This is a genomic window from Burkholderia sp. BC1 (assembly GCF_052683555.1).
In genome coordinates this window covers 41,346-61,121 of record NZ_JBQYLP010000036.1, presented here as the reverse complement: position 1 = coordinate 61,121, position 19,776 = coordinate 41,346, and the positions used below count along the sequence as shown (strand labels likewise).

The following is a 19,776-nucleotide window of genomic DNA, read 5'->3' as shown; positions in this document are numbered from 1 at the left end:
CATGATCACGATCCGCCGAAATGCGTGATCACGTTCGCCGGAATACGCATCCATATACAACTGGTCATACGTACAGTATCCTAGGGCATCCGTTTGCGCCACGGGAGGCTCATTCATGGAAAAAGCATCTGTTGAGGTGCGGACCTTCAGCAGTATCGAGGAGGTTCGTCAATGCATCCCGAATTTCGTCGACGATAATCCACTGACGAAAACGAACTATAAGCAGTTAGTCGGAGATTACAACTTCACCGAAGAAGTACGGTGCTGTTTCTTGAAGGAAAACGGCAGGCTTTGCGGCGAATCACATAAAAAATGGCTGGGTTGCAGAGCTACATGACGGATCTGCAACAATTATTGGCAATCACTGCGCCAAAGAAAAATTTGGAGCCGACTCCAAGTTCGTCGTCGATCGAAGCCGATATTTGAACGAGCAACGACTCAAGCGTCAGCTTTCCTTAGTTCGACTTCAGATCGCAGAACAGACTGAGCGCCTCGCGCGATTGGCTGAGCTTCGAACCAAGCTTCATGCGTTGGAAGATCGGGTTGCAGAACTAACCAGTAGCGTAGGTAGCCAAACAATGTGGTCACTGCAAAGCATGCAACGATCTGGCAGATCAGATGTTCAGATTAAAGCCATCAAATTCCGAGAATCTACCGACAAGAACGGCAAAACAACGCAGGAGCGGAGCTTCTTTTCCCACACTCTTGGCTCATTTCGCGGCCTGGACTTGGTGCAATCTACGTCATTCTCCAACTTATATAGGCTCATAAAGAGTATCGAGTGGGCGTACAACGACGCCGCTAAACTTCCAGAAAAACCGAAGAGTAAGGAAGTGGAGTCACTGGCCAGTCGGCTGAATGAGTACGATCGCGCTCTCCGCGAAGGAAATCAACTCCTACAACTTGAGAGTGATTTTTTTGAGAATAGCTTTTTACTACTATGTTTCCTATCTACCGACAAATCTGAACGCTTCAAGGCAGCGAAGATCGCTATGCGTCAGGCTGGTGTCCATGGAAGCAAAAACGACGCAAAGGCGTGGCTTGCCGAGCAAGAGAAGGCGCTCAAGGAGCAACTGGCAGCCGACGCCATCGAAATTCGATAGCTTCGTGACCGATCGCCGCCCGCGTTTATATCGGAAAACAGGTAGCTCACCTTGCCTTGTGGGGTGATGTTTGACCGGGCGGCCGCACTGACTCAAACCCAGTCGCGCCGGAACGGTGCCCGCTGGATTGTGCTCACTCCCGGATTTTCGTCGAGCTCCACGTCGGCCTTCAAGAAGCAAAGCTGCTCAATCGACTCACGATGCTTGAGAGCACGAACGACATTTCAGTCGATAGTTCGAATTGCCAACCGCCGACCGGCAAGCCTGCGATTATCGACCGCCGCCGAGTGGCGCGCAGTACCTTAACAAGGATTGCGTCGCATCCGCGTGCTAGCCGTAAGCCACAGGAGCAACCGAATCGAAGAAAGCTCAGCTCCGGTTGACCCGCACGAGCTCGGTCGACATATCGTTGACAGGCAGCAAATGCAACAAGGGCCTAGCCGAAGCTAAGCCCTTGTTTTATATGGTGCCGGCTGCAGGACTCGAACCCGCCACCTGATGATTACAAATCAACTGCTCTACCAGATGAGCTAAGCCGGCGTAAGCGCGAGATTCTACCTCATTTCACGATCTTGAGGCGAGGCCTGCTGCTGCCCTTCGACCCGTCGCCGTCGCTCTTCGGCGGTTCGTCCGCGCCCTCCGACGGCTCCTCGTTCGCCCCGGCATCGCCGACCGGCGTCAGCCCGGCCGACGACTCGCCGCGCTGCGCATCGTCCGCGTGCTCGGCATCGTCGTCGAACGCCCCCGAATCCTCGCCCTCACCGGCCACCGCATCGACCTGGAACGCCATCCCCTGCCCGTTCTCGCGTGCATAGATCGCGAGCACGTTCGCCACGGGAATCTCGATCTTGTGCGCCTTTCCGGAGAACCGCGCAGTGAACTCGACCCACTCGTTGCCCATCTGCAGCTGGCTCGTCGCCTCGAAACTGATATTGAGCACGATCTCGCCGTCACGCACGAACTGACGCGGCACGCGTGTCGAATTGTCGACCCTCACCGCGATATGCGGCGTGTAACCGTTATCGGTGCACCACTCGTACAGCGCGCGCAGCAGATAAGGCTTCGTTGAAATCTCTTGCATCACAATCCTCGAACCCGGAGCGGGCAACACGGCATCCCGCGCTGCCCGCCCCGTCATGCCTTCATTGCATCAGCGACGCATGACCTTTTCGGACGGCGTCAGTGCTTCGATGTACGCCGGACGGCTGAAGATCCGCTCGGCATACTTCATCAGCGGCGCGGCATTCTTCGACAGCTCGATCCCGTAGTGATCGAGGCGCCACAGCAGCGGCGCGATCGCGACGTCGAGCATCGAGAACTCCTCGCCGAGCATGTACTTGTTCTTCACGAAGATCGGCGCGAGCTGCGTCAGGCGATCGCGGATCGCGAGGCGCGCCTTCTCGTGGTTCTTCTCCGCCGCCTTGCCCTTCTCGTTCTCGAGCGTGCTGACGTGAACGAACAGCTCCTTCTCGAAGTTGAGCAGGAACAGGCGCGCACGCGCGCGCTGCACCGGGTCAGCCGGCATCAGTTGCGGATGCGGGAAGCGCTCGTCGATGTACTCGTTGATGATGTTCGATTCGTACAGGATCAGGTCGCGCTCGACGAGAATCGGCACCTGGCCGTACGGGTTCATCACCGAAATGTCTTCCGGCTTGTTGAACAGGTCGACGTCGCGAATCTCGAAGTCCATGCCCTTCTCGAACAGCACCAGCCGGCAACGCTGGGAGAACGGGCAAGTTGTGCCGGAATACAGAACCATCATATTTGCGTTTCCTCAAAAAAGCCGAGGGCCGGCGCGCGGCGAAACCCGTTGCGCGAGTTTCGCGTTGCGCCGGCCCCACGCCGGTCAGGCGTGATTACTTGATATCTTTCCAGTACGCGGCATTGAGCCGCCAGGCCAGGAAAGTCAGGACACCGAGAAAGATCAGCACCCATACGCCGAGGCGCTTGCGGGTCTGCTGAGCCGGCTCGGCCATCCACGTCATGTACGCCACCAGGTCGGCAACGGCAGCATCATAATCGGGCGGCGACAGCGTGCCCGGCGTGACCTGCTGAAAGCCGACGAGCGTACGCACCTTCTCGCCCGTCTCCTCGTCCGTCTTTTCCTCGAATTTCGCGGCGCGCTGCCCCTGCAACTGCCAGAGCACATGGGGCATGCCGACGTTCTCGAACACCGCGTTGTTCCAGCCGGTCGGCCGCGTATCGTCGCGGTAGAAACTCCGCAGATACGTATACAGCCAGTCGCGGCCGCGCGCACGCTCCTCGACCGACAGGTCGGGCGGCGTGGTGCCGAGCCAGTTCTTCGCGTCTTCGGGCCGCATCGCGACGGTCATCGTGTTGCCGACCTTGTCGGTCGTGAACAGGAGATTCTTTTCGATCTCCTTCTGGGATATGCCCAGATCCGTCAGACGGTTGTAGCGCATCAGGTTCGCGCTATGGCAGTTCAGGCAATAGTTTACAAACAATTGCGCGCCGTGCTGAAGCGAAACGAGATTTTCCGTGTTATCGGGCGCCCGGTCGAGCGGAAAATTGCCCTCCGCCGACGCGGCGGGCGCGCCCAGCAGCGCACACGCGGTCGCGCCGATCAGCGCGAGCGTCGAAAGCAGTTTCTTCATGTCGTTCTCTCCTCGCTCACGTTAATGGGGCTTGAAGCGCACCCGTTCCGGCGGCTGCTTGAACGTGCCAAGCGGCGTCCAGACCGGCATGCCGAGGAAGAACGCGAAATAGATCAGCGCGCAGACTTGCGCAATCAGCGTCGCGGCCGGCGACGGCGGCCGTGTCCCGAGGAACGCGAGGGTCAGGAAGGCGGCGACGAAGATCCCGAGGAACACCTTGTGGAACAGCGGCCGGTAGCGGATCGACTTCACCGGACTGCGGTCGAGCCACGGCAAGAAGAACAGGGTGATCACCGCCGAACCCATCACGACGACGCCCCAGAACTTCGACTCCGTCAGATACATGAATACGACGATCGCCGCGGCCAGCACGGGCAGACCGATCTTCCACTTGCCGCGCGCGCGGATCAGCGCAAGCACGCCGAGCAGCGCGATCACGATCATCAGCACGATCTTGAACGGGTCGGTGGTCGCGCGCAGCATCGCGTAGAACGCCGTGAAATACCAGACCGGCGCGATTTCGGGCGGCGTCTGCAGCGGGTTCGCCGGCACGAAGTTGTTCGACTCGAGGAAGTAGCCGCCCATTTCCGGCGCGAAGAACACGATCAGCGCGAACACCATCAGGAACACGCAGACGCCGAAGAAGTCGTGCACCGAGTAGTACGGATGGAACGGGATGCCGTCGAGCGGAATGCCGTTCGCGTCCTTCTTCGCCTTGATCTCGATGCCGTCGGGGTTGTTCGATCCGACCTCGTGCAGCGCGACGAGGTGCGCGACGACGAGCCCGACCAGCACGAGCGGAATCGCGATCACGTGGAATGCGAAGAAGCGGTTCAGCGTGACGTCCGACACGACGTAGTCGCCGCGAATCCACAGCGACAGGTCGGGGCCGACGAACGGGATCGCCGAGAACAGGTTCACGATCACCTGCGCGCCCCAGAACGACATCTGGCCCCAGGGCAGCAGATAGCCGAAGAACGCCTCGGCCATCAGGCAGAGGAAGATCGCGCAGCCGAAGATCCACACGAGCTCGCGCGGCTTGCGGTACGAGCCGTACATCAGCCCGCGGAACATGTGCAGATACACGACGACGAAGAACATCGACGCGCCCGTCGAGTGCATGTAGCGGATCAGCCAGCCCCACGGCACCTCGCGCATGATGTACTCGACCGATGCGAACGCGAGCATCGAGTCGGGCTTGTAGTTCATCGTCAGGAAGATGCCGGTGACGATCTGGTTGACGAGCACCAGCAGCGCGAGCGAGCCGAAGAAGTACCAGAAGTTAAAGTTCTTCGGCGCGTAGTATTCGGAAACGTGCTTCTTCCAGGTGGTCGTCAGCGGGAAGCGCTGGTCGATCCAGCCGGTGAGACCTGTCGTGGAGACTTCCTTGTTGTCGGCCATCACGCTTCTCCTTTCTCGTCCTTGCCGATCACGAGGGTCGTCGCCGACGTGAACATATAGGGCGGGATGTCGAGATTCTGAGGCGCCGGCTTGTTCTTGAACACGCGGCCGGCAAGGTCGTACGTCGAACCGTGGCACGGGCAGAGGAAACCGCCCGGCCAGTCGTCCGGCAGGTTCGGCTGCGGACCCGGCGTGAAGCGCTGGCTCGGCGTGCAGCCGAGGTGCGTGCACACGGCCATCACGACGAGAATGTTCTTGCGATCGGCCCGCGAGCGATATTCGTTCGCGCAGTACGCGGGCAACGGCATCGAATACGGGGATTTCGTGTTGGGGTCGGCGACTTCCTTGTCGGCCTTGACGACGTCGGCCAGCATCGCGTCGGTACGATTGAGGACCCACACGGGCTTGCCGCGCCACGGCACGGTGATCATTTCGCCGGGCTTCAGGCCGCTGATGTCGACCTCGACCGGCGCCCCGGCCGCTTTGGCTTTCGCGGACGGCGCCAGCGACGCCGCGAAAGGTATGACAGTGGCAACGCCTCCTACGCCACCTGCTACGGATGTCGCAATCAGCCAGGTACGGCGGCCGCTGTCGACGCGTTTCTCTTCCTTGTCTCGCATCACACGCCCCACTTCTGAGTTGGATTTACCGTCACGACTTTCCATTCCGCCGCTAGTTTGCGCGAATGGAGTCGCCATTTACAAGGCCCGGCGGCAAAAATCCCCTCGAAGTGATTGATAGTTAAGGGTTTTCCCCCACTATAGGAGCAGTTAACTCATAGGCGTTTTAAGCGAGCGCTTCATAGACGCGTTTCGATGCACCGCCGCAATTCCGGCCGTCAGACCGGATTGTGAATATCGATAAACAGGTGTTCGAGGTCGAATTGCTCGGACAAATGCGTACCGAGCGCCTGGATTCCGTAGCGTTCCGTCGCATGGTGCCCTGCCGCAACATAGGCAACGCCGCTCTCCGCGACCGTATGCGTGACGAATTCCGATACCTCGCCGGTCAGGTACACGTCGGCGCCGGCCTCGATCGCCGCGTCGAAATAGCTCTGTGCGGCGCCGGTGCACCATGCGATGCGGCGCAGCTGCATGTCGCGATCACCGAGCACGAGCGGTGCGCGGCCGAGCGTGTTTTCGACCTTCGCGACGAAGTGCTCGAGCGTGACGGGCATCGGCAGCGTGGCCATCCAGCCGAGATCGCCGTCGCCGAAATGCGACTCGCCGATCAGGCCGAGCTTCGCACCGAGCTGCGCGTTGTTGCCGAACTCCGGATGCGCGTCGAGCGGCAGATGGAACGCGAACAGGTTCAGGTCGTTCGCGAGCAGCAGCTTCAGGCGCTGGTACTTGCGGCCGGTGATCTGCGGCGCCTCGTTGCGCCAGAAATAGCCGTGATGGACTAGGACCGCATCGGCGCCCCACTCGAGCGCCGCTTCGAGAAACGCGACCGAAGCCGTCACGCCGGTCGCGATCTTCTCGATCTTGCGGCGCCCCTCGACCTGCAGCCCGTTCGGGCAATAGTCCTTGAAGCGCGCGGTTTCGAGGGTATTGTTCAAGTACAATTCAAGTTCGATCCGATCCATATAAACCTCTAATCCATTCAGATGCTTAGACGCTTCTGGCTGTTCTTCGCGCAAGCGGTCACGGTGCTGCTCGCGCTGATGTTCATCGTCGTGACGCTCAAGCCGCAATGGCTGCAACGTCAGGGACAGCTCGGCAAGCAGCTCGCCACGCCGATCGTCGCGCTGCGCGAAGTCGCGCCGGGCAGCATCGGCGGCGCAGCGGCGACCACGTCGTACGCCGATGCCGCGCAAAAGGCGATGCCGGCAGTCGTCAACGTATTCTCGAGCAAAGACGGCTCGCTGCCGCCCGATCCGCGCGCGAAAGATCCGCTGTTTCGCTATTTCTTCGGCGACCGCAACGCGCGCAAGCAGCAGGACGAACCGGCGGCCAATCTCGGCTCGGGCGTCATCGTGAGCCCGGAAGGTTACATTCTAACGAACCAGCACGTCGTCGACGGCGCCGACCAGATCGAAGTCGCGCTCGCCGACGGCCGTACCGCCACCGCGAAGGTGATCGGCAGCGATCCCGAAACCGATCTCGCGGTGCTGAAGATCAACATGACGAACCTGCCGACGATCACGCTCGGCCGCTCGGACCAGGCGCGCGTCGGCGATGTCGTGCTCGCGATCGGCAACCCGTTCGGCGTCGGCCAGACGGTCACGATGGGCATCATCAGCGCGCTCGGCCGCAACCACCTCGGCATCAACACGTTCGAGAACTTCATCCAGACCGACGCGCCGATCAACCCCGGCAACTCGGGCGGTGCGCTCGTCGACGTGAACGGCAACCTGCTCGGGATCAATACCGCGATCTACTCGCGCTCGGGCGGCTCGCTCGGCATCGGCTTTGCGATTCCGGTGTCGACCGCGCGCACGGTGCTCGAGAGCATCATCACGACGGGCTCGGTCACGCGCGGCTGGATCGGCGTCGAACCGCAGGACGTGACGCCGGAAATCGCCGAGTCGTTCGGACTTCAGCAGAAATCGGGCGCGATCGTCGCGGGCGTGCTCCAGGGCGGCCCGGCCGACAAGGCCGGCATCAAGCCGGGCGACATCCTCGTGACGGTCAACGGCGAGGACATCACCGATACGACGAAGCTGCTGAACGTCGTCGCGCAGATCAAGCCCGGCACGTCGACGAAGGTGCACGTGGTGCGCAAGGGCAAGCAGTTCGACGTCAACGTCGTGATCGGCAAGCGCCCGCCGCCGCCGAAGCAGACGCTCGACGATCAGGACAGCGACACCGAGTAACGCGCGCGCCGCGCGGCCGGCATGGCGCACAGCGGCGTGGGCCGGCAGCCGCCGCGACCGCAAACGGCGGACACGCAACAAAAAAGGGCAGCCGGCAGGCTGCCCTTTCTACTTTCGAGCGCGACGTGCAAGCGACGCGCCGCACGTCGGCCGGGTATTACCGGCCCGCCGATCAGCTCGCGGCGCCGTTCTCCGCTTCGGCCTCGGCGCTCGGCTTCGGCACGAAGAATCGCGCGGCGAGAATGCCGGCCTCGTACAGCACGACGAGCGGCAACGCGAGCATCAGTTGCGAGAACACGTCCGGCGGCGTGACGACCGCCGCGACGACGAACGCGCCGACGATCACGTACGGCCGGATTTCCTTCAGCTTCTGCAGCGTCAGCACGCCCATCCGCACGAGCAGCACGACGACGATCGGCACTTCGAACGTGACGCCGAACGCGATGAACATCCCGAGCACGAAACTCAGGTAGTTGTCGATATCGGTCGACATCTCCGCGCCGAGCGGGGCGTTGTAGTGCGCCATCACGCGGAAGATCGTCGGGAACACGAGGAAGTACGCGAACGCCATCCCGCAGAGGAACAGCACGTAGCTGCTGCCGACGAGCGGCGCGACGAGCTTCTTCTCGTGCTGGTACAGCCCCGGCGCGACGAATGCCCAGATCTGGTACAGCACGACCGGCAGCGCGATCACGAGCGCGACGAGCATCGTGACCTTCATCGGCACGAAGAACGAGCCCGTCACGTCGGTGACGATCATCTTGCCGCCCTTCGGCAGGTTCTCCATCAGCGGCCGCGCGAGCAGCCGGAAGATGTCGGGCGCCCAGTAGACGAGCCCGAGAAACACGACGATGACGGCCAGCCCCGCGCGGATGATGCGATCGCGGAGCTCGACGAGATGGGAAATGAAGGTTTCTTCCGGAGCGTCGTCCGGATTCTGCTGGGGGTCGCTCACACCGGCCCTCGGTAGGATTGACGAGCGCGCATGCGCTCAGCTCAGAAGAAGCGCGCCGGCCGGCGCAGGCTGGCCGGCTGGTGCCGCGCGACGCGCGCCGCGCCCGATTGCACGTGCGTGCGGCGCGTCGTGGCGCGCTTGTACCAGACCGGCGTCGCGCTCTGCTTCACGCGCCAGTTGCGCCGCTTCGGCGCCGACGCCGCGACGCTGCCGCGCCATGCCGGAGCGGCCGGCTGCGGCTCGGATTCCGACGAAGCCGACGTGCCGTGCACCGCATCGTTCAGACCGCCGATCGCCGCATTCCACGATTCGTTGAGCTCCTTCTCGTGCTCGCGCAGATTGTCGTGAATCGTCGTCTCGACGTTGCGCGCCGCCGTCTCGAAATCGCTTTTCATCGTGCGCAGCGCATCGAGCTCGATTTCGCGCGAGACCTCGGCCTTCACGTCGTTGATGTAGCGCTGCGCGCGGCCGAACAGCGCGCCGGCCGTGCGGGCAACGCGCGGCAGGCGCTCGGGGCCGAGCACCACGAGCGCGACGACGCCGATCAGCGCCATCTTCGAAAGACCGAGATCCAGCATCGCGAATGCCTGTCAGCGCCGGCGTTACGCCTTGTTCGAATCGGAACGCGTCGCTTCCTTCGCGTTCACGTCCACCGTGCCCGAGCGCGGCAGCTGCTGCGCGTCGGCCGGCGCATCGCCGTCCTTCATGCCGTCCTTGAAACCCTTCACCGCGCTGCCGAGATCGTTGCCGATGTTGCGCAGCTTCTTCGTGCCGAAAACCAGCGCGACGATCAGCAGCACGATCAGCCAGTGCCAAATGCTCAATCCACCCATGATGAAACCTCTCCTCAACCACGCCGCGTGCGGCGCAAATCGCCGGCGACGCGCCGGCTTCGACTGTCAATGCGGAAAATGCCCCGCGCCGTCAACCCATCCGCTGCCACGGACGCGGGCCGGCCAGGATGTGCGCGTGCAGATGGTAAACCTCCTGCCCGCCGCCGGGGCCCGTGTTGATCACGGTGCGGAAACCCGTTTCGCCGCCCGTATACGCGACGCCCAGCTGATCGGCAAGCCGCGCGACGAGCACCATCAGCCGGCCGAGCATCGGCGCGTCGTCGTCGGTCGCCGCCGACAGCGTCGGCAGATGGCGACGCGGGATCACGAGCACGTGCGTGTCGGCCGCCGGGCGGATGTCGCGGAACGCGACGAATTCGTCGTCCTCGTGCACTTTCGTGCTCGGGATTTCGCCTGCCGCGATCTTGCAGAACAGGCAATTCGGATCGTGACTCATGTTGCTCCTGCTGGTGCCCGCACGCGGCCCGTCAGAACCAGGCCTGCGGATCGAGCGCCTTGTTGTCGTTCAGGTACAGCCAACCCTTGATGATACGGTACAGCGTCCAAATCCACGTGACAAACATCACCGCGAACCCGACCGCCACGAACGCGAGCGCGAATCCGATCACGTAAGCGATCAGCGCGCGCCAGAACGTGCGGATCTGCCACTCGAAGTGATCGGCGTACGGCGTGCCGGCCACGTCGCCACGCTTCACGTAGTTGATGATGATCGCGATGATGCCCGTGATCCCGCCGGTCAGCCAATGGATCGCGTACAGCGCGTACAGCACGTGCGTGAGCGTGCGCAGCCCCTTCAGGCGCTCGGCCTCCGCCGCGGCGGACACCGCCGGCGGCGGAAACTGGCTCGACGTATCGGTCATGATGCTACCCCCGTCAGATGACAATTCTTACAGCTTACCGCACGACCGCCATCGGCGCGGGCCGGAATACGTCACCCGCCGTTTGCTTCGCGCTCACGGCGCTTGCGCAACGCCTTCTCCTCGATCCCCGACAGCCCTTCGCGCCGCTCGAGCTCGGCGATCACGTCGGCCGGGCTCAGATCGAAATGCGACAGCATCACGAGGCAGTGGAACCAGAGGTCGGCCACCTCGCCGACCAGCGCGGACGGCGCGCCGCCCTGGCGCACGTCCTTCGCGGCCAGCACGACTTCGGTCGCCTCTTCGCCGATCTTCTTCAGCACCGCGTCGTCGCCCTTGTGGAACAGGCGCGATACGTACGATTGTTCGGGATCGCCGCCCTTGCGGCTGTCGATCACGCCGGCGAGGCGCAGCAGCGTGTCTTCGGTCGATTGCGTCATTTGTAGATATGTTCGGGGTCTTTCAGCACCGGATCGACCGCGACCCACTCGCCTGCGTCGACGGTGCCTTCGAATTTCTGGAAGAAGCACGAATGCCGGCCGGTGTGGCATGCAATGCCCGACACCTGCTCGACCTTCAGCAGTACGACGTCTTCGTCGCAGTCGAGCCGCACCTCGTGCACGTGCTGCACGTGGCCCGACTCCTCGCCCTTGAACCACAGGCGCTTGCGCGAGCGCGAATAATAGACCGCGCGCCGCGTCTCGATCGTCTTCGCCAGTGCTTCGCGGTTCATCCACGCGAACATCAGCACGTCGTTCGTCGACGCTTCCTGTGCGATCACCGGCACGAGGCCGTTGTCGTCCCAGCGGACCTTGTCGAGCCACGCGGGCAGCGGTTTCGTTTCGGTATTCATCACAGCCTCACCGGAATGCCCTGCTCGGCCATGAAGCGCTTCGCTTCGCCGACCGTGTGCTCGCCGTAGTGGAAGATGCTCGCGGCGAGCACCGCATCCGCACGGCCGTCCTTGATGCCGTCGGCCAGATCCTGCAGCGAGCCGACGCCGCCCGATGCGATCACCGGCACCGGCACCGCGTCGGAGACGCCGCGCGTGAGCGCCAAGTCGAAGCCCGACTTCGTGCCGTCGCGGTCCATGCTCGTGAGCAGGATCTCGCCCGCGCCGAACTCGGCCATCTTGCGCGCCCATTCGATCGCGTCGAGCCCTGTGCCCTTGCGGCCGCCGTGCGTGAATACTTCCCAGCGCGGCGCTTCGCCGTCGGCCGACACGCGCTTCGCGTCGATCGCGACGACGATGCACTGCGAACCGTACTTGTCGGCCGCGTCGCGCACGAGCTGCGGATTCGCGACCGCCGACGAATTCATGCTGACCTTGTCCGCGCCCGCGTTGAGCAGGCGCCGCACGTCCTCGACGGCGCGCACGCCGCCGCCGACCGTCAGCGGGATGAAGACCTGCGACGCGACGGCCTCGATGATCGGCAGGATCAGGTCGCGCTGGTCGGACGTCGCGGTGATGTCGAGGAACGTCAGTTCGTCGGCGCCCTGCTCGTCGTAGCGGCGGGCGATCTCGACGGGGTCGCCCGCGTCGCGCAGTTCGACGAAGTTGACGCCCTTGACGACACGCCCGGCAGTCACGTCCAGGCAGGGGATGATGCGTTTAGCTAGAGCCATGATGTTGCGCCAAATGCCGCGACGGGGACGGCCGGTTACGGCCGGTCGGGCGGCCGGTTGCGGACGTCTCGCATGAGACGCCCGGTCGGGCCGCCCGCAGGCGGCCCCGGCGAAAGCGAAGAACGCGCTCAGGCGTCGTCGAGCTCGCCGTTCAGTTCATCGGCACGCCGTTGCGCGGCCGCGAAATCGAGATCGCCGGAGTAGATCGCGCGACCGCAGATCACGCCTTCGACACCTTCTTCTTCCACTTCGCAGAGCTTGTCGATGTCTTCGAGGTTCGACAGGCCGCCGCTCGCGATCACCGGAATGCCGACCGCCTGCGCGAGCTTCACGGTCGCATCGATGTTGATGCCCTGCAGCATCCCGTCGCGGCCGATGTCGGTGTAGACGATCGATTCGACACCGTAATCCTCGAACTTCTGCGCGAGATCGATCACTTCGTGGCCGGTCAGCTTGCTCCAGCCGTCGGTCGCGACCTTGCCGTCCTTCGCGTCGAGGCCGACGATGATGTTGCCCTGGAACGCCGTGCAGGCGTCGCGCAGAAAGCCCGGATCCTTCACGGCCGCCGTGCCGATGATCACGTACGACAGGCCCGCGTCGAGATACTTCTCGATCGTCTCGAGGCTGCGAATGCCGCCGCCGAGCTGCACCGGGATTTCATCGCCGACTTCGTCGAGGATCGCTTCGATCGCATCGAGATTCTTCGGCTTGCCGGCGAACGCGCCGTTCAGGTCGACGAGATGCAGCCGCCGGGCGCCGAGATCGACCCACTTGCGGGCCATCGCCGCCGGGTCCTCGGAGAAAATCGTGGCCTGGTCCATATCGCCCTGTTTGAGGCGCACACACTGACCGTCTTTGAGATCGATGGCCGGAATCAGCAGCATAGCAATCGGGTGTCGTCGTGGAAAAAGAAAAGAATCCGGCGCGTACCGGCCAAACCGGTGCCGCGCCGTCTCGCTAGTTTAGTACAACTCTTTCGGCGCCTACGCGCGCGAGCCCCGTACGACGGGCGTTTCCGGCCCGTCGACTGTGGTTCGCGCACCACGTTTACGGTTTCCAGTGTACGAAGTTGCGATACAGACGCAACCCGACCTCCGCGCTTTTTTCCGGGTGGAATTGGGTCGCGAAGATGTTGTCGCGCGCGACCGCGGACGTAAACGGCGCGCCGTACGCCGTTTCGCCGACCGTATGCGCCGGATCGTCCGGCATCACGTAATAGCTGTGCACGAAATAGAAATACGCATCGTCGGGCACGCCGTCCCACAGCGCGTGCGCGCGCGACTGTCGCACGCGGTTCCAGCCCATCTGCGGCACCTTGAAGCGCGAGCCGTCGTCCTGCAGCCGGCCGTCGAGTTCGAAGCGCACGACCTTGCCGGGCAGCAGCCCGAGCCCCTTCGTGTCGCCTTCCGCGCTCCAGTCGAACAGCATCTGCTCGCCGACGCACACGCCGAGCAGCGGCTTCGTGCGCGACGCTTCGACGACGGCCTCCTGCAGGCCCGATTCGCCGAGGCAGCGCATGCAGTCCGGCATCGCGCCCTGGCCCGGCAGCACGACGCGGTCGGCTGCGCGAATCGCGGCCGGCGTATCGACGATCGCCACGTCGGCGGCCGGCTCGGCCTTCTTGAGCGCCTGCGCGACCGAGCGCAGGTTGCCCATCCCATAATCCACAATCGCAATCGAAGTTTTCATCTCAGTGCAGGCAATAGCGCCCTCAGTCCGTTGACGATGAATTCCACCGCCAGCGCCGACAGCATCAGACCCATCAGCCGCGTGGCGATGTTGATGCCGGTGCGGCCGATCCAGTTCGCGATCGGCTCCGCGAGCCGCATCGCAACGAAACACAGCAGGGCCAGAATCGCGCCGATCGCGACGAGCCCGGCCCGCTCATACCAGTGATGCGCATTCGCCGCATACACGATCGCCGTGCTGATCGAGCCGGGGCCCGTGAGCAGCGGGATCGCGAGCGGCACCACCGCGATGTTGTCCTTCAGTTCGGCCTCGTCGCGCTCCTCCGGCGTCGAGCGCGTGTTGCCGATCTGCGCGTTCAGCATGCTGATCGCCATCAGCAACATGATGATCCCGCCGCCGACTTCAAGCGAGCCGACCGAAATCCCGAAGAAGCGGATGATCTGCTGCCCGAGCAGCACCGTCACCGTCATCACGCAGAACACCGATACCGACGCGATCCGGATCGTGCGGCGCCGCTCCGCTTCGTTCTGCTGCGCGGTCAGGCTCAGGAAGAACGGCACCGCGCCGACCGGATTGATCAGCGCGAGCAGCGAAATGAACGATTTGAGCAGATCCATCGCAAGCCGGCGCGTTGCGCCGAAGCCGTGAGCTTGTCGTCGCCGTCCGGTCGTCAGTTCAGAGGCTGCCCTTGGTCGACGGAATCTGCCCGGCCGCGCGCTCGTCCAGTTCGACCGCCGCGCGCAGCGCGCGGCCGAACGCCTTGAACACCGTCTCGAGCTGATGGTGCGCGTTGATGCCGCGCAGGTTGTCGATATGCAGCGTGACGCCCGCGTGGTTCACGAAGCCGCGGAAGAATTCGATCGACAGATCGACGTCGAACGTGCCGATCCGCGCACGCGTGAACGGCACGTGGAATTCGAGGCCGGGACGGCCCGAGAAGTCGATCACGACGCGCGACAGCGCTTCGTCGAGCGGCACGTACGCGTGGCCGTAGCGGCGGATGCCCTTCTTGTCGCCGATCGCCTTTGCGACGGCTTGCCCGAGCGTGATGCCGACGTCCTCGACCGTGTGGTGATCGTCGATATGCGTGTCGCCATGCGCTTCGACCTCGAGGTCGACCAGACCGTGTCGCGCGATCTGGTCGAGCATATGGTCGAGAAACGGCACGCCGGTGGCCAGCTTCTGCCGGCCGGTGCCGTCGAGATCGAGCTTCACACGGATCTGCGTTTCGCTGGTATTGCGAACGACTTCCGCCACACGCATGGCAATTCCTTGAATGAGTCTGATGTAAATGGGGATTGATCGTCGCGCGCCGCCGCGCCGTGGCGTCAATCGGGCAGCGCGAGTTTCAGGGCAGCCAGCAGGCGCGCGTTTTCGTCGGGAGAACCGACGGTCAGCCGCACGCATTCGGCCAGCAACGGATGCATTTTACTCACGTTTTTGACGAGCACCCGCTCGGTGAGCAGCGCGTCGAACACGGCAGCCGCGTCGGGCACGCGCACCAGCAGGAAATTGCCGGCGCTCGGGAACACCGTCGCGCCCGGCAGCGCGGCCACCGCCTGCGCGAGCCGCGCGCGTTCGGCGCGCAATTCGGCCGCCTGTGCGTCGAGCACGTCGAGATGGTCGAGCAGGAAATCGGCGGTCGCCTGCGTCAGCACGTTGATGTTGTACGGCGGGCGCACCTTGTCGAATTCGTTCAGCCATGCAGGCCGGCCGACCAGGTAGCCGAGCCGGATCCCCGCGAGGCCCAGCTTCGACACCGTGCGCATCACGACGACGTTGTCGAACTCGCCCGCGCGCGGCAGCCAGCTGTGCTGCGCGAACGGCTGGTACGCCTCGTCGATCACGATCAGGCTGTGCGTCGCGGCGCGCAGGATGCGCTCGATGTCGGCATCGTCGTACAGCGTGCCCGTCGGATTGTTCGGATACGCGAGATACACGATGGCCGGCCGATGTTCGGCGATCGCCGCGAGCATCGCGTCGACGTCGAGCGTCAGGTCGGCCTTCAGCGGCACGCCGACGAAGTCGAGCTGCGCGAATCGCGCGGACAGTTCGTACATCACGAAGCCCGGCACGGGCGCGAGCACCTTCGCACCCGGTTTCGCGCACGCGATCGAGATCATGCTGATGATTTCGTCGGAACCGTTGCCGAGCAGCACGTCGCACGTGCCGGGCACGCCCATCGCGTGGCGCAGCTTGTCGAGCAGCGCGGCCGGGCGCGGCGCCGGATAGCGGTTCAGCGCGACCCGCGCGAGCCGTTCGCCGAGCGCCGCGGCGAGCGGCTCGGGCAGCGGGTACGGGTTCTCCATCGCGTCGAGCTTCACGAACCCGCTCGCGTCCGGCACCGGATAGCTCGTCATGGCGAGCACGTCGCGGCGGATGATGTCTTGTGGCGTCGTCATGGTAGGCAAGCCGGCGTGCATCGCGCCGGCGTCAAATGGTCGGCAAGGCGGCGGCTGCCGCCCTGCGCTCGTCTCCTGCGCGGCGCCGGAACGGGGTTCCGGCGGCCGGTCACCCCTTCATCCGGAACTCGGCGCTCTTCGCGTGCGCCTGCAGGCCCTCGCCGTACGCGAGTTCGGCCGCAATTTCGCCGAGCGTATGCGCGCCTTCCGCGCTGACCTCGATCAGGCTCGAGCGCTTGATGAAGTCGTACACGCCGAGCGGCGACGAGAAGCGCGCCGTGCGCGACGTCGGCAGCACGTGGTTCGGCCCCGCGCAGTAGTCGCCGAGGCTCTCGCTCGTGTAGCGGCCGAGGAAGATCGCGCCCGCGTGGCGGATCTGCTGGCTCCATTGCTGCGGCTCGAGCGCCGAAATCTCGAGGTGCTCGGGCGCGATGTCGTTGGCGATCCGGCACGCTTCGGTCATGTCGCGCACCTTGATCAGCGCGCCGCGCCCTTCGAGCGACGCGCGGATCACGTCCTGGCGCGGCATCGACGGCAGCAGCTCGGCGATCGCCTTCTCGACGCGCTCGATGAACGACGCGTCCGGGCAGAGCAGGATCGACTGCGCGAGTTCGTCGTGCTCGGCCTGCGAGAACAGGTCCATCGCCACCCAGCTCGGATCGGTCGTGCCGTCGCACAGCACGAGGATCTCCGACGGGCCGGCGATCATGTCGATGCCGACCGTGCCGAACACGCGGCGCTTCGCCGACGCGACGTACGCATTGCCGGGCCCGCAGATCTTGTCGACGGCCGGCACGGTCGCCGTGCCGTACGCGAGCGCGCCGACGGCCTGCGCGCCGCCGATCGTGAACACGCGGTCGACGCCGCCGAGCAGCGCTGCGGCGAGCACGAGGTCGTTCTTCACGCCATCCGGGGTCGGGACCACCATCACGATCTCGCCGACGCCCGCGACGCGCGCGGGAATCGCATTCATCAGCACCGACGACGGATACGCGGCCTTGCCGCCCGGCACGTAGAGGCCGACGCGATCGAGCGGCGTGATCTTCTGGCCGAGCACCGTGCCGTCGCTTTCCGTGTACTGCCAGCTATGCGTGCCGCATTCGATCTTCTGCTTCTCGTGGTACCCGCGCACACGCGCGGCAGCCGCTTCCAGCGCGGCGCGCGCCTTCGGCTCGAGGCCGTCCAGCGCGGCCTGCAGCGCGTCCTGCGGCAGCTCGAGCGCGGCGACGCTGTCCGCGTTCAGCCGGTCGAAGCGGTTCGTGTACTCGAGCACCGCGGCGTCGCCGCGCGACTTCACGTCGGCGAGGATCTGCGCGACCGAGCGCTCGATCGCCTCGTCTTCGCTCGCTTCGAACGCGAGCACCGCACGCAGCGCGGCGTCGAAGCCTTCGCTCGTCGAATCGAGTTTGCGGATGGTGATGGACATGGGAGTTCCGTTACGGTGATGCGCTCATACGCCATTCTGCGACGCGCGTTCGAACGCGTCGAGGAACGGCTTGAGCGCCGCGCGCTTCAACTTCAGCGCAGCCTGGTTCACGACGAGACGCGACGAGATCGCCATGATCTCCTCGACCTCGACCAGATTGTTCGCCTTCAGCGTGCCGCCCGAGCTGACCAGATCGACGATCGCGTCCGCGAGGCCGACGAGCGGCGCGAGCTCCATCGAGCCGTACAGCTTGATCAGGTCGACGTGCACGCCCTTTGCGGCGAAGTGTTCGCGCGCCGTTTCGACGTACTTCGTCGCGACGCGCAGCCGCGCGCCCTGGCGCACCGCGTTCGCGTAATCGAAGCCGGCCGGCACCGCGACCGACATCCGGCAACGCGCAATGTTCAGATCGATCGGCTGGTACAGCCCCGAGCCGCCGTGCTCGACGAGCACGTCCTTGCCGGCCACGCCGAAATCGGCCGCGCCGTATTCGACGTAGGTCGGCACGTCGCTCGCGCGCACGATGATCACGCGCAGGTTCGGGTCGGTCGTCGGCAGGATCAGCTTGCGCGACGTTTCCGGATCCTCGGCGACCTGCACGCCGGCTGCGGCCAGCAGCGGCAGGGTTTCCTCGAAAATGCGGCCCTTCGACAGGGCGAGGGTCAGCGGCGCGGTCATGCTTGGCTCCCGGAGACGCGGCGCACGTTCGCGCCGACGGCGGTCAGTTTGGCTTCCATGCGGTCGTAGCCGCGATCGAGGTGATAGATGCGGTCGACGCGCGTCTCGCCTTCGGCGCGCAGCCCGGCGATCACGAGGCTCGCGGACGCGCGCAGGTCGGTCGCCATCACGTTCGCACCCGACAGCTTGTCGACGCCCGTCACGAGCGCCGTATTGCCGTCGACCGTGATGTTCGCGCCGAGGCGGTTCAGCTCCTGCACGTGCATGAAGCGGTTCTCGAAGATCGTTTCGACGACCTGCGCGGTGCCGGTCGCCACCGAATTGAGCGCCATGAACTGTGCCTGCATGTCGGTCGGAAACGCCGGGTATTCGGACGTGCGGATCGTCACCGCGTTCGGCCGGCGATCCATCTTCACGCGCAGCCAGCGATCGCCTTCCTCGACCGTCACGCCGGCTTCACGAAGCTTGTCAATCACCGCGTCGAGGATGTGCGGACGCACGCCGGTCAGCGTCACGTCGCCGCCCGCCGCCGCGACCGCGCACAGGAACGTGCCGGCCTCGATGCGGTCCGGAATCACCGCGTGGTGCGCGCCGTGCAGGCGCTCGACGCCCTGGATCACGAGGCGGTCGGTGCCGATGCCGTCGATTTTCGCGCCCATCGCGACCAGCAAGTGTGCGAGATCGCTCACTTCCGGTTCGCGCGCCGCGTTTTCGATCACGGTCTCGCCGTCGGCGAGCGTGGCGGCCATCAGCAGGTTTTCGGTGCCCGTCACGGTGATCATGTCGGTCACGATGCGCGCGCCCTTCAGACGCTTCGCGCGCGCCTCGATGAAGCCGTGCTCGATGCTGATCTCGGCGCCCATCGCCTGCAGCCCCTTGATGTGCTGGTCGACGGGCCGCGCACCGATCGCGCAGCCGCCGGGCAGCGATACCTTCGCCTCGCCGAAGCGCGCGAGCAGCGGGCCGAGCACGAGGATCGACGCGCGCATCGTCTTCACGAGCTCGTACGGCGCGACGAGGTTGTCGACACGCGACGCGTCGAGCTGCACACGGCAGCCGTCGGTCTCGCTCTTCACGCCCATCTGGCCGAGCACCTTCAGCGTGGTGCGCACGTCCTGCAGATTCGGCACGTTGTCGAGGTGCACGGGCTCGGCGCTCAGCAGCCCCGCGCACAGAATCGGCAGCGCCGCGTTCTTCGCGCCCGACACGACGATCTCGCCCGCGAGCCGGCGGCCGCCTTCGATCACGAGCTTGTCCATCCCCTGCCCCTGCGTTTCCCCGTTGGCGGCCGGGTGTGCCGTCGCGACGCTCTGCACGGCGTCGCGCTCGTTGACGGTGACTTGCACTCAGTTTTT

General features: G+C 64.6%; 25 protein-coding genes and 1 tRNA gene. 3 read left to right on the top strand and 23 right to left on the bottom strand.

Annotation, left to right across the window (positions count from 1 at the left end; genetic code table 11):
- The first annotated feature begins 115 nt into the window (after positions 1-115).
- Positions 116-337, top strand: a complete 222-nt coding sequence (locus tag ACSHSS_RS18625) for a hypothetical protein (protein WP_445545341.1) — start codon at positions 116-118, stop codon at positions 335-337.
- 85 nt (positions 338-422) lie between these two features.
- Positions 423-1,103 carry a hypothetical protein gene (locus ACSHSS_RS18620; protein ID WP_261513228.1) on the top strand — a complete coding sequence of 227 codons (681 nt, stop codon included), beginning with the start codon at positions 423-425 and terminating at the stop codon, positions 1,101-1,103.
- Between the two features lie 464 nt (positions 1,104-1,567).
- Here ACSHSS_RS18620 and ACSHSS_RS18615 read toward each other — a convergent pair.
- From ACSHSS_RS18615 to ACSHSS_RS18585, 7 genes are all read right to left on the bottom strand, one after another.
- Positions 1,568-1,643, bottom strand: a tRNA-Thr gene (locus ACSHSS_RS18615).
- Between the two features lie 19 nt (positions 1,644-1,662).
- A complete protein-coding gene (locus ACSHSS_RS18610; protein ID WP_006406974.1) occupies positions 1,663-2,184 on the bottom strand; it encodes a ClpXP protease specificity-enhancing factor in 522 nt (173 codons plus the stop codon).
- A gap of 69 nt (positions 2,185-2,253) precedes the next feature.
- Positions 2,254-2,865, bottom strand: coding sequence for a glutathione S-transferase N-terminal domain-containing protein (locus tag ACSHSS_RS18605; RefSeq protein ID WP_006400565.1), 612 nt, complete (start codon positions 2,863-2,865; stop codon positions 2,254-2,256).
- A gap of 94 nt (positions 2,866-2,959) precedes the next feature.
- On the bottom strand, positions 2,960-3,718 hold the full coding sequence (locus ACSHSS_RS18600; protein WP_006400566.1) for a cytochrome c1: 759 nt from the start codon (positions 3,716-3,718) through the stop codon (positions 2,960-2,962).
- 21 nt (positions 3,719-3,739) lie between these two features.
- Positions 3,740-5,122, bottom strand: a complete 1,383-nt coding sequence (locus ACSHSS_RS18595) for a cytochrome b (protein ID WP_088924930.1) — start codon at positions 5,120-5,122, stop codon at positions 3,740-3,742.
- Positions 5,119-5,739 (bottom strand): ubiquinol-cytochrome c reductase iron-sulfur subunit, encoded by a 621-nt coding sequence (gene petA / locus ACSHSS_RS18590; protein WP_006400568.1) that lies wholly within the window; start codon positions 5,737-5,739, stop codon positions 5,119-5,121. Before petA ends, ACSHSS_RS18595 begins: the two co-directional genes overlap by 4 nt.
- A 218-nt stretch (positions 5,740-5,957) precedes the next feature.
- Entirely contained in the window at positions 5,958-6,704 is a 747-nt protein-coding gene (locus ACSHSS_RS18585; protein ID WP_012212593.1) for a Nif3-like dinuclear metal center hexameric protein, read from the bottom strand.
- Between the two features lie 21 nt (positions 6,705-6,725).
- Between ACSHSS_RS18585 and ACSHSS_RS18580 the strand changes: the two genes are divergently transcribed.
- Positions 6,726-7,934 (top strand): Do family serine endopeptidase, encoded by a 1,209-nt coding sequence (locus ACSHSS_RS18580; protein WP_006400570.1) that lies wholly within the window; start codon positions 6,726-6,728, stop codon positions 7,932-7,934.
- 172 nt (positions 7,935-8,106) lie between these two features.
- Here ACSHSS_RS18580 and tatC read toward each other — a convergent pair whose 3' ends face one another.
- The 16 genes from tatC to murA form a co-directional block, all read right to left on the bottom strand.
- Entirely contained in the window at positions 8,107-8,889 is a 783-nt protein-coding gene (gene tatC, locus ACSHSS_RS18575; protein WP_006400571.1) for a twin-arginine translocase subunit TatC, read from the bottom strand.
- Between the two features lie 41 nt (positions 8,890-8,930).
- On the bottom strand, positions 8,931-9,467 hold the full coding sequence (gene tatB / locus ACSHSS_RS18570; RefSeq protein WP_006400572.1) for a Sec-independent protein translocase protein TatB: 537 nt from the start codon (positions 9,465-9,467) through the stop codon (positions 8,931-8,933).
- Between the two features lie 24 nt (positions 9,468-9,491).
- Positions 9,492-9,722 carry a Sec-independent protein translocase subunit TatA gene (gene tatA / locus ACSHSS_RS18565; protein WP_006400573.1) on the bottom strand — a complete coding sequence of 77 codons (231 nt, stop codon included), beginning with the start codon at positions 9,720-9,722 and terminating at the stop codon, positions 9,492-9,494.
- 91 nt (positions 9,723-9,813) lie between these two features.
- On the bottom strand, positions 9,814-10,179 hold the full coding sequence (locus ACSHSS_RS18560) for a histidine triad nucleotide-binding protein (RefSeq protein ID WP_006400574.1): 366 nt from the start codon (positions 10,177-10,179) through the stop codon (positions 9,814-9,816).
- A gap of 31 nt (positions 10,180-10,210) precedes the next feature.
- Positions 10,211-10,603, bottom strand: coding sequence for a DUF4870 family protein (locus ACSHSS_RS18555; protein ID WP_006400575.1), 393 nt, complete (start codon positions 10,601-10,603; stop codon positions 10,211-10,213).
- Between the two features lie 71 nt (positions 10,604-10,674).
- Positions 10,675-11,040, bottom strand: coding sequence for a phosphoribosyl-ATP diphosphatase (locus ACSHSS_RS18550; RefSeq protein ID WP_006400576.1), 366 nt, complete (start codon positions 11,038-11,040; stop codon positions 10,675-10,677).
- Complete coding sequence (gene hisI, locus ACSHSS_RS18545) at positions 11,037-11,453, bottom strand: phosphoribosyl-AMP cyclohydrolase (protein WP_006412399.1); 417 nt, start codon at positions 11,451-11,453, stop codon at positions 11,037-11,039. The genes ACSHSS_RS18550 and hisI overlap by 4 nt, the downstream gene beginning before the upstream one ends.
- Positions 11,453-12,226: an imidazole glycerol phosphate synthase subunit HisF gene (gene hisF / locus ACSHSS_RS18540; protein ID WP_006400578.1), complete on the bottom strand. Its 774-nt coding sequence runs from the start codon at positions 12,224-12,226 to the stop codon at positions 11,453-11,455. Before hisF ends, hisI begins: the two co-directional genes overlap by 1 nt.
- 128 nt (positions 12,227-12,354) lie before the next feature.
- Positions 12,355-13,110, bottom strand: coding sequence for a 1-(5-phosphoribosyl)-5-[(5-phosphoribosylamino)methylideneamino]imidazole-4-carboxamide isomerase (gene hisA / locus ACSHSS_RS18535; RefSeq protein ID WP_006400579.1), 756 nt, complete (start codon positions 13,108-13,110; stop codon positions 12,355-12,357).
- 163 nt (positions 13,111-13,273) lie between these two features.
- Positions 13,274-13,915 (bottom strand): imidazole glycerol phosphate synthase subunit HisH, encoded by a 642-nt coding sequence (hisH, locus tag ACSHSS_RS18530; protein WP_006400580.1) that lies wholly within the window; start codon positions 13,913-13,915, stop codon positions 13,274-13,276.
- Entirely contained in the window at positions 13,912-14,532 is a 621-nt protein-coding gene (locus tag ACSHSS_RS18525) for a YchE family NAAT transporter (RefSeq protein WP_006400581.1), read from the bottom strand. Before ACSHSS_RS18525 ends, hisH begins: the two co-directional genes overlap by 4 nt.
- Before the next feature lie 58 nt (positions 14,533-14,590).
- A complete protein-coding gene (hisB, locus tag ACSHSS_RS18520) occupies positions 14,591-15,178 on the bottom strand; it encodes an imidazoleglycerol-phosphate dehydratase HisB (RefSeq protein ID WP_006400582.1) in 588 nt (195 codons plus the stop codon).
- Positions 15,179-15,243: 65 nt separating this feature from the next.
- A complete protein-coding gene (gene hisC / locus ACSHSS_RS18515) occupies positions 15,244-16,317 on the bottom strand; it encodes a histidinol-phosphate transaminase (protein WP_060183791.1) in 1,074 nt (357 codons plus the stop codon).
- A 109-nt stretch (positions 16,318-16,426) separates the two neighbouring features.
- Positions 16,427-17,743 (bottom strand): histidinol dehydrogenase, encoded by a 1,317-nt coding sequence (hisD, locus tag ACSHSS_RS18510; protein WP_006400584.1) that lies wholly within the window; start codon positions 17,741-17,743, stop codon positions 16,427-16,429.
- Between the two features lie 24 nt (positions 17,744-17,767).
- A complete protein-coding gene (gene hisG / locus ACSHSS_RS18505) occupies positions 17,768-18,421 on the bottom strand; it encodes an ATP phosphoribosyltransferase (protein ID WP_006400585.1) in 654 nt (217 codons plus the stop codon).
- Positions 18,418-19,767: a UDP-N-acetylglucosamine 1-carboxyvinyltransferase gene (gene murA / locus ACSHSS_RS18500; protein ID WP_006400586.1), complete on the bottom strand. Its 1,350-nt coding sequence runs from the start codon at positions 19,765-19,767 to the stop codon at positions 18,418-18,420. Before murA ends, hisG begins: the two co-directional genes overlap by 4 nt.
- Between the last annotated feature and the right edge of the window lie 9 nt (positions 19,768-19,776).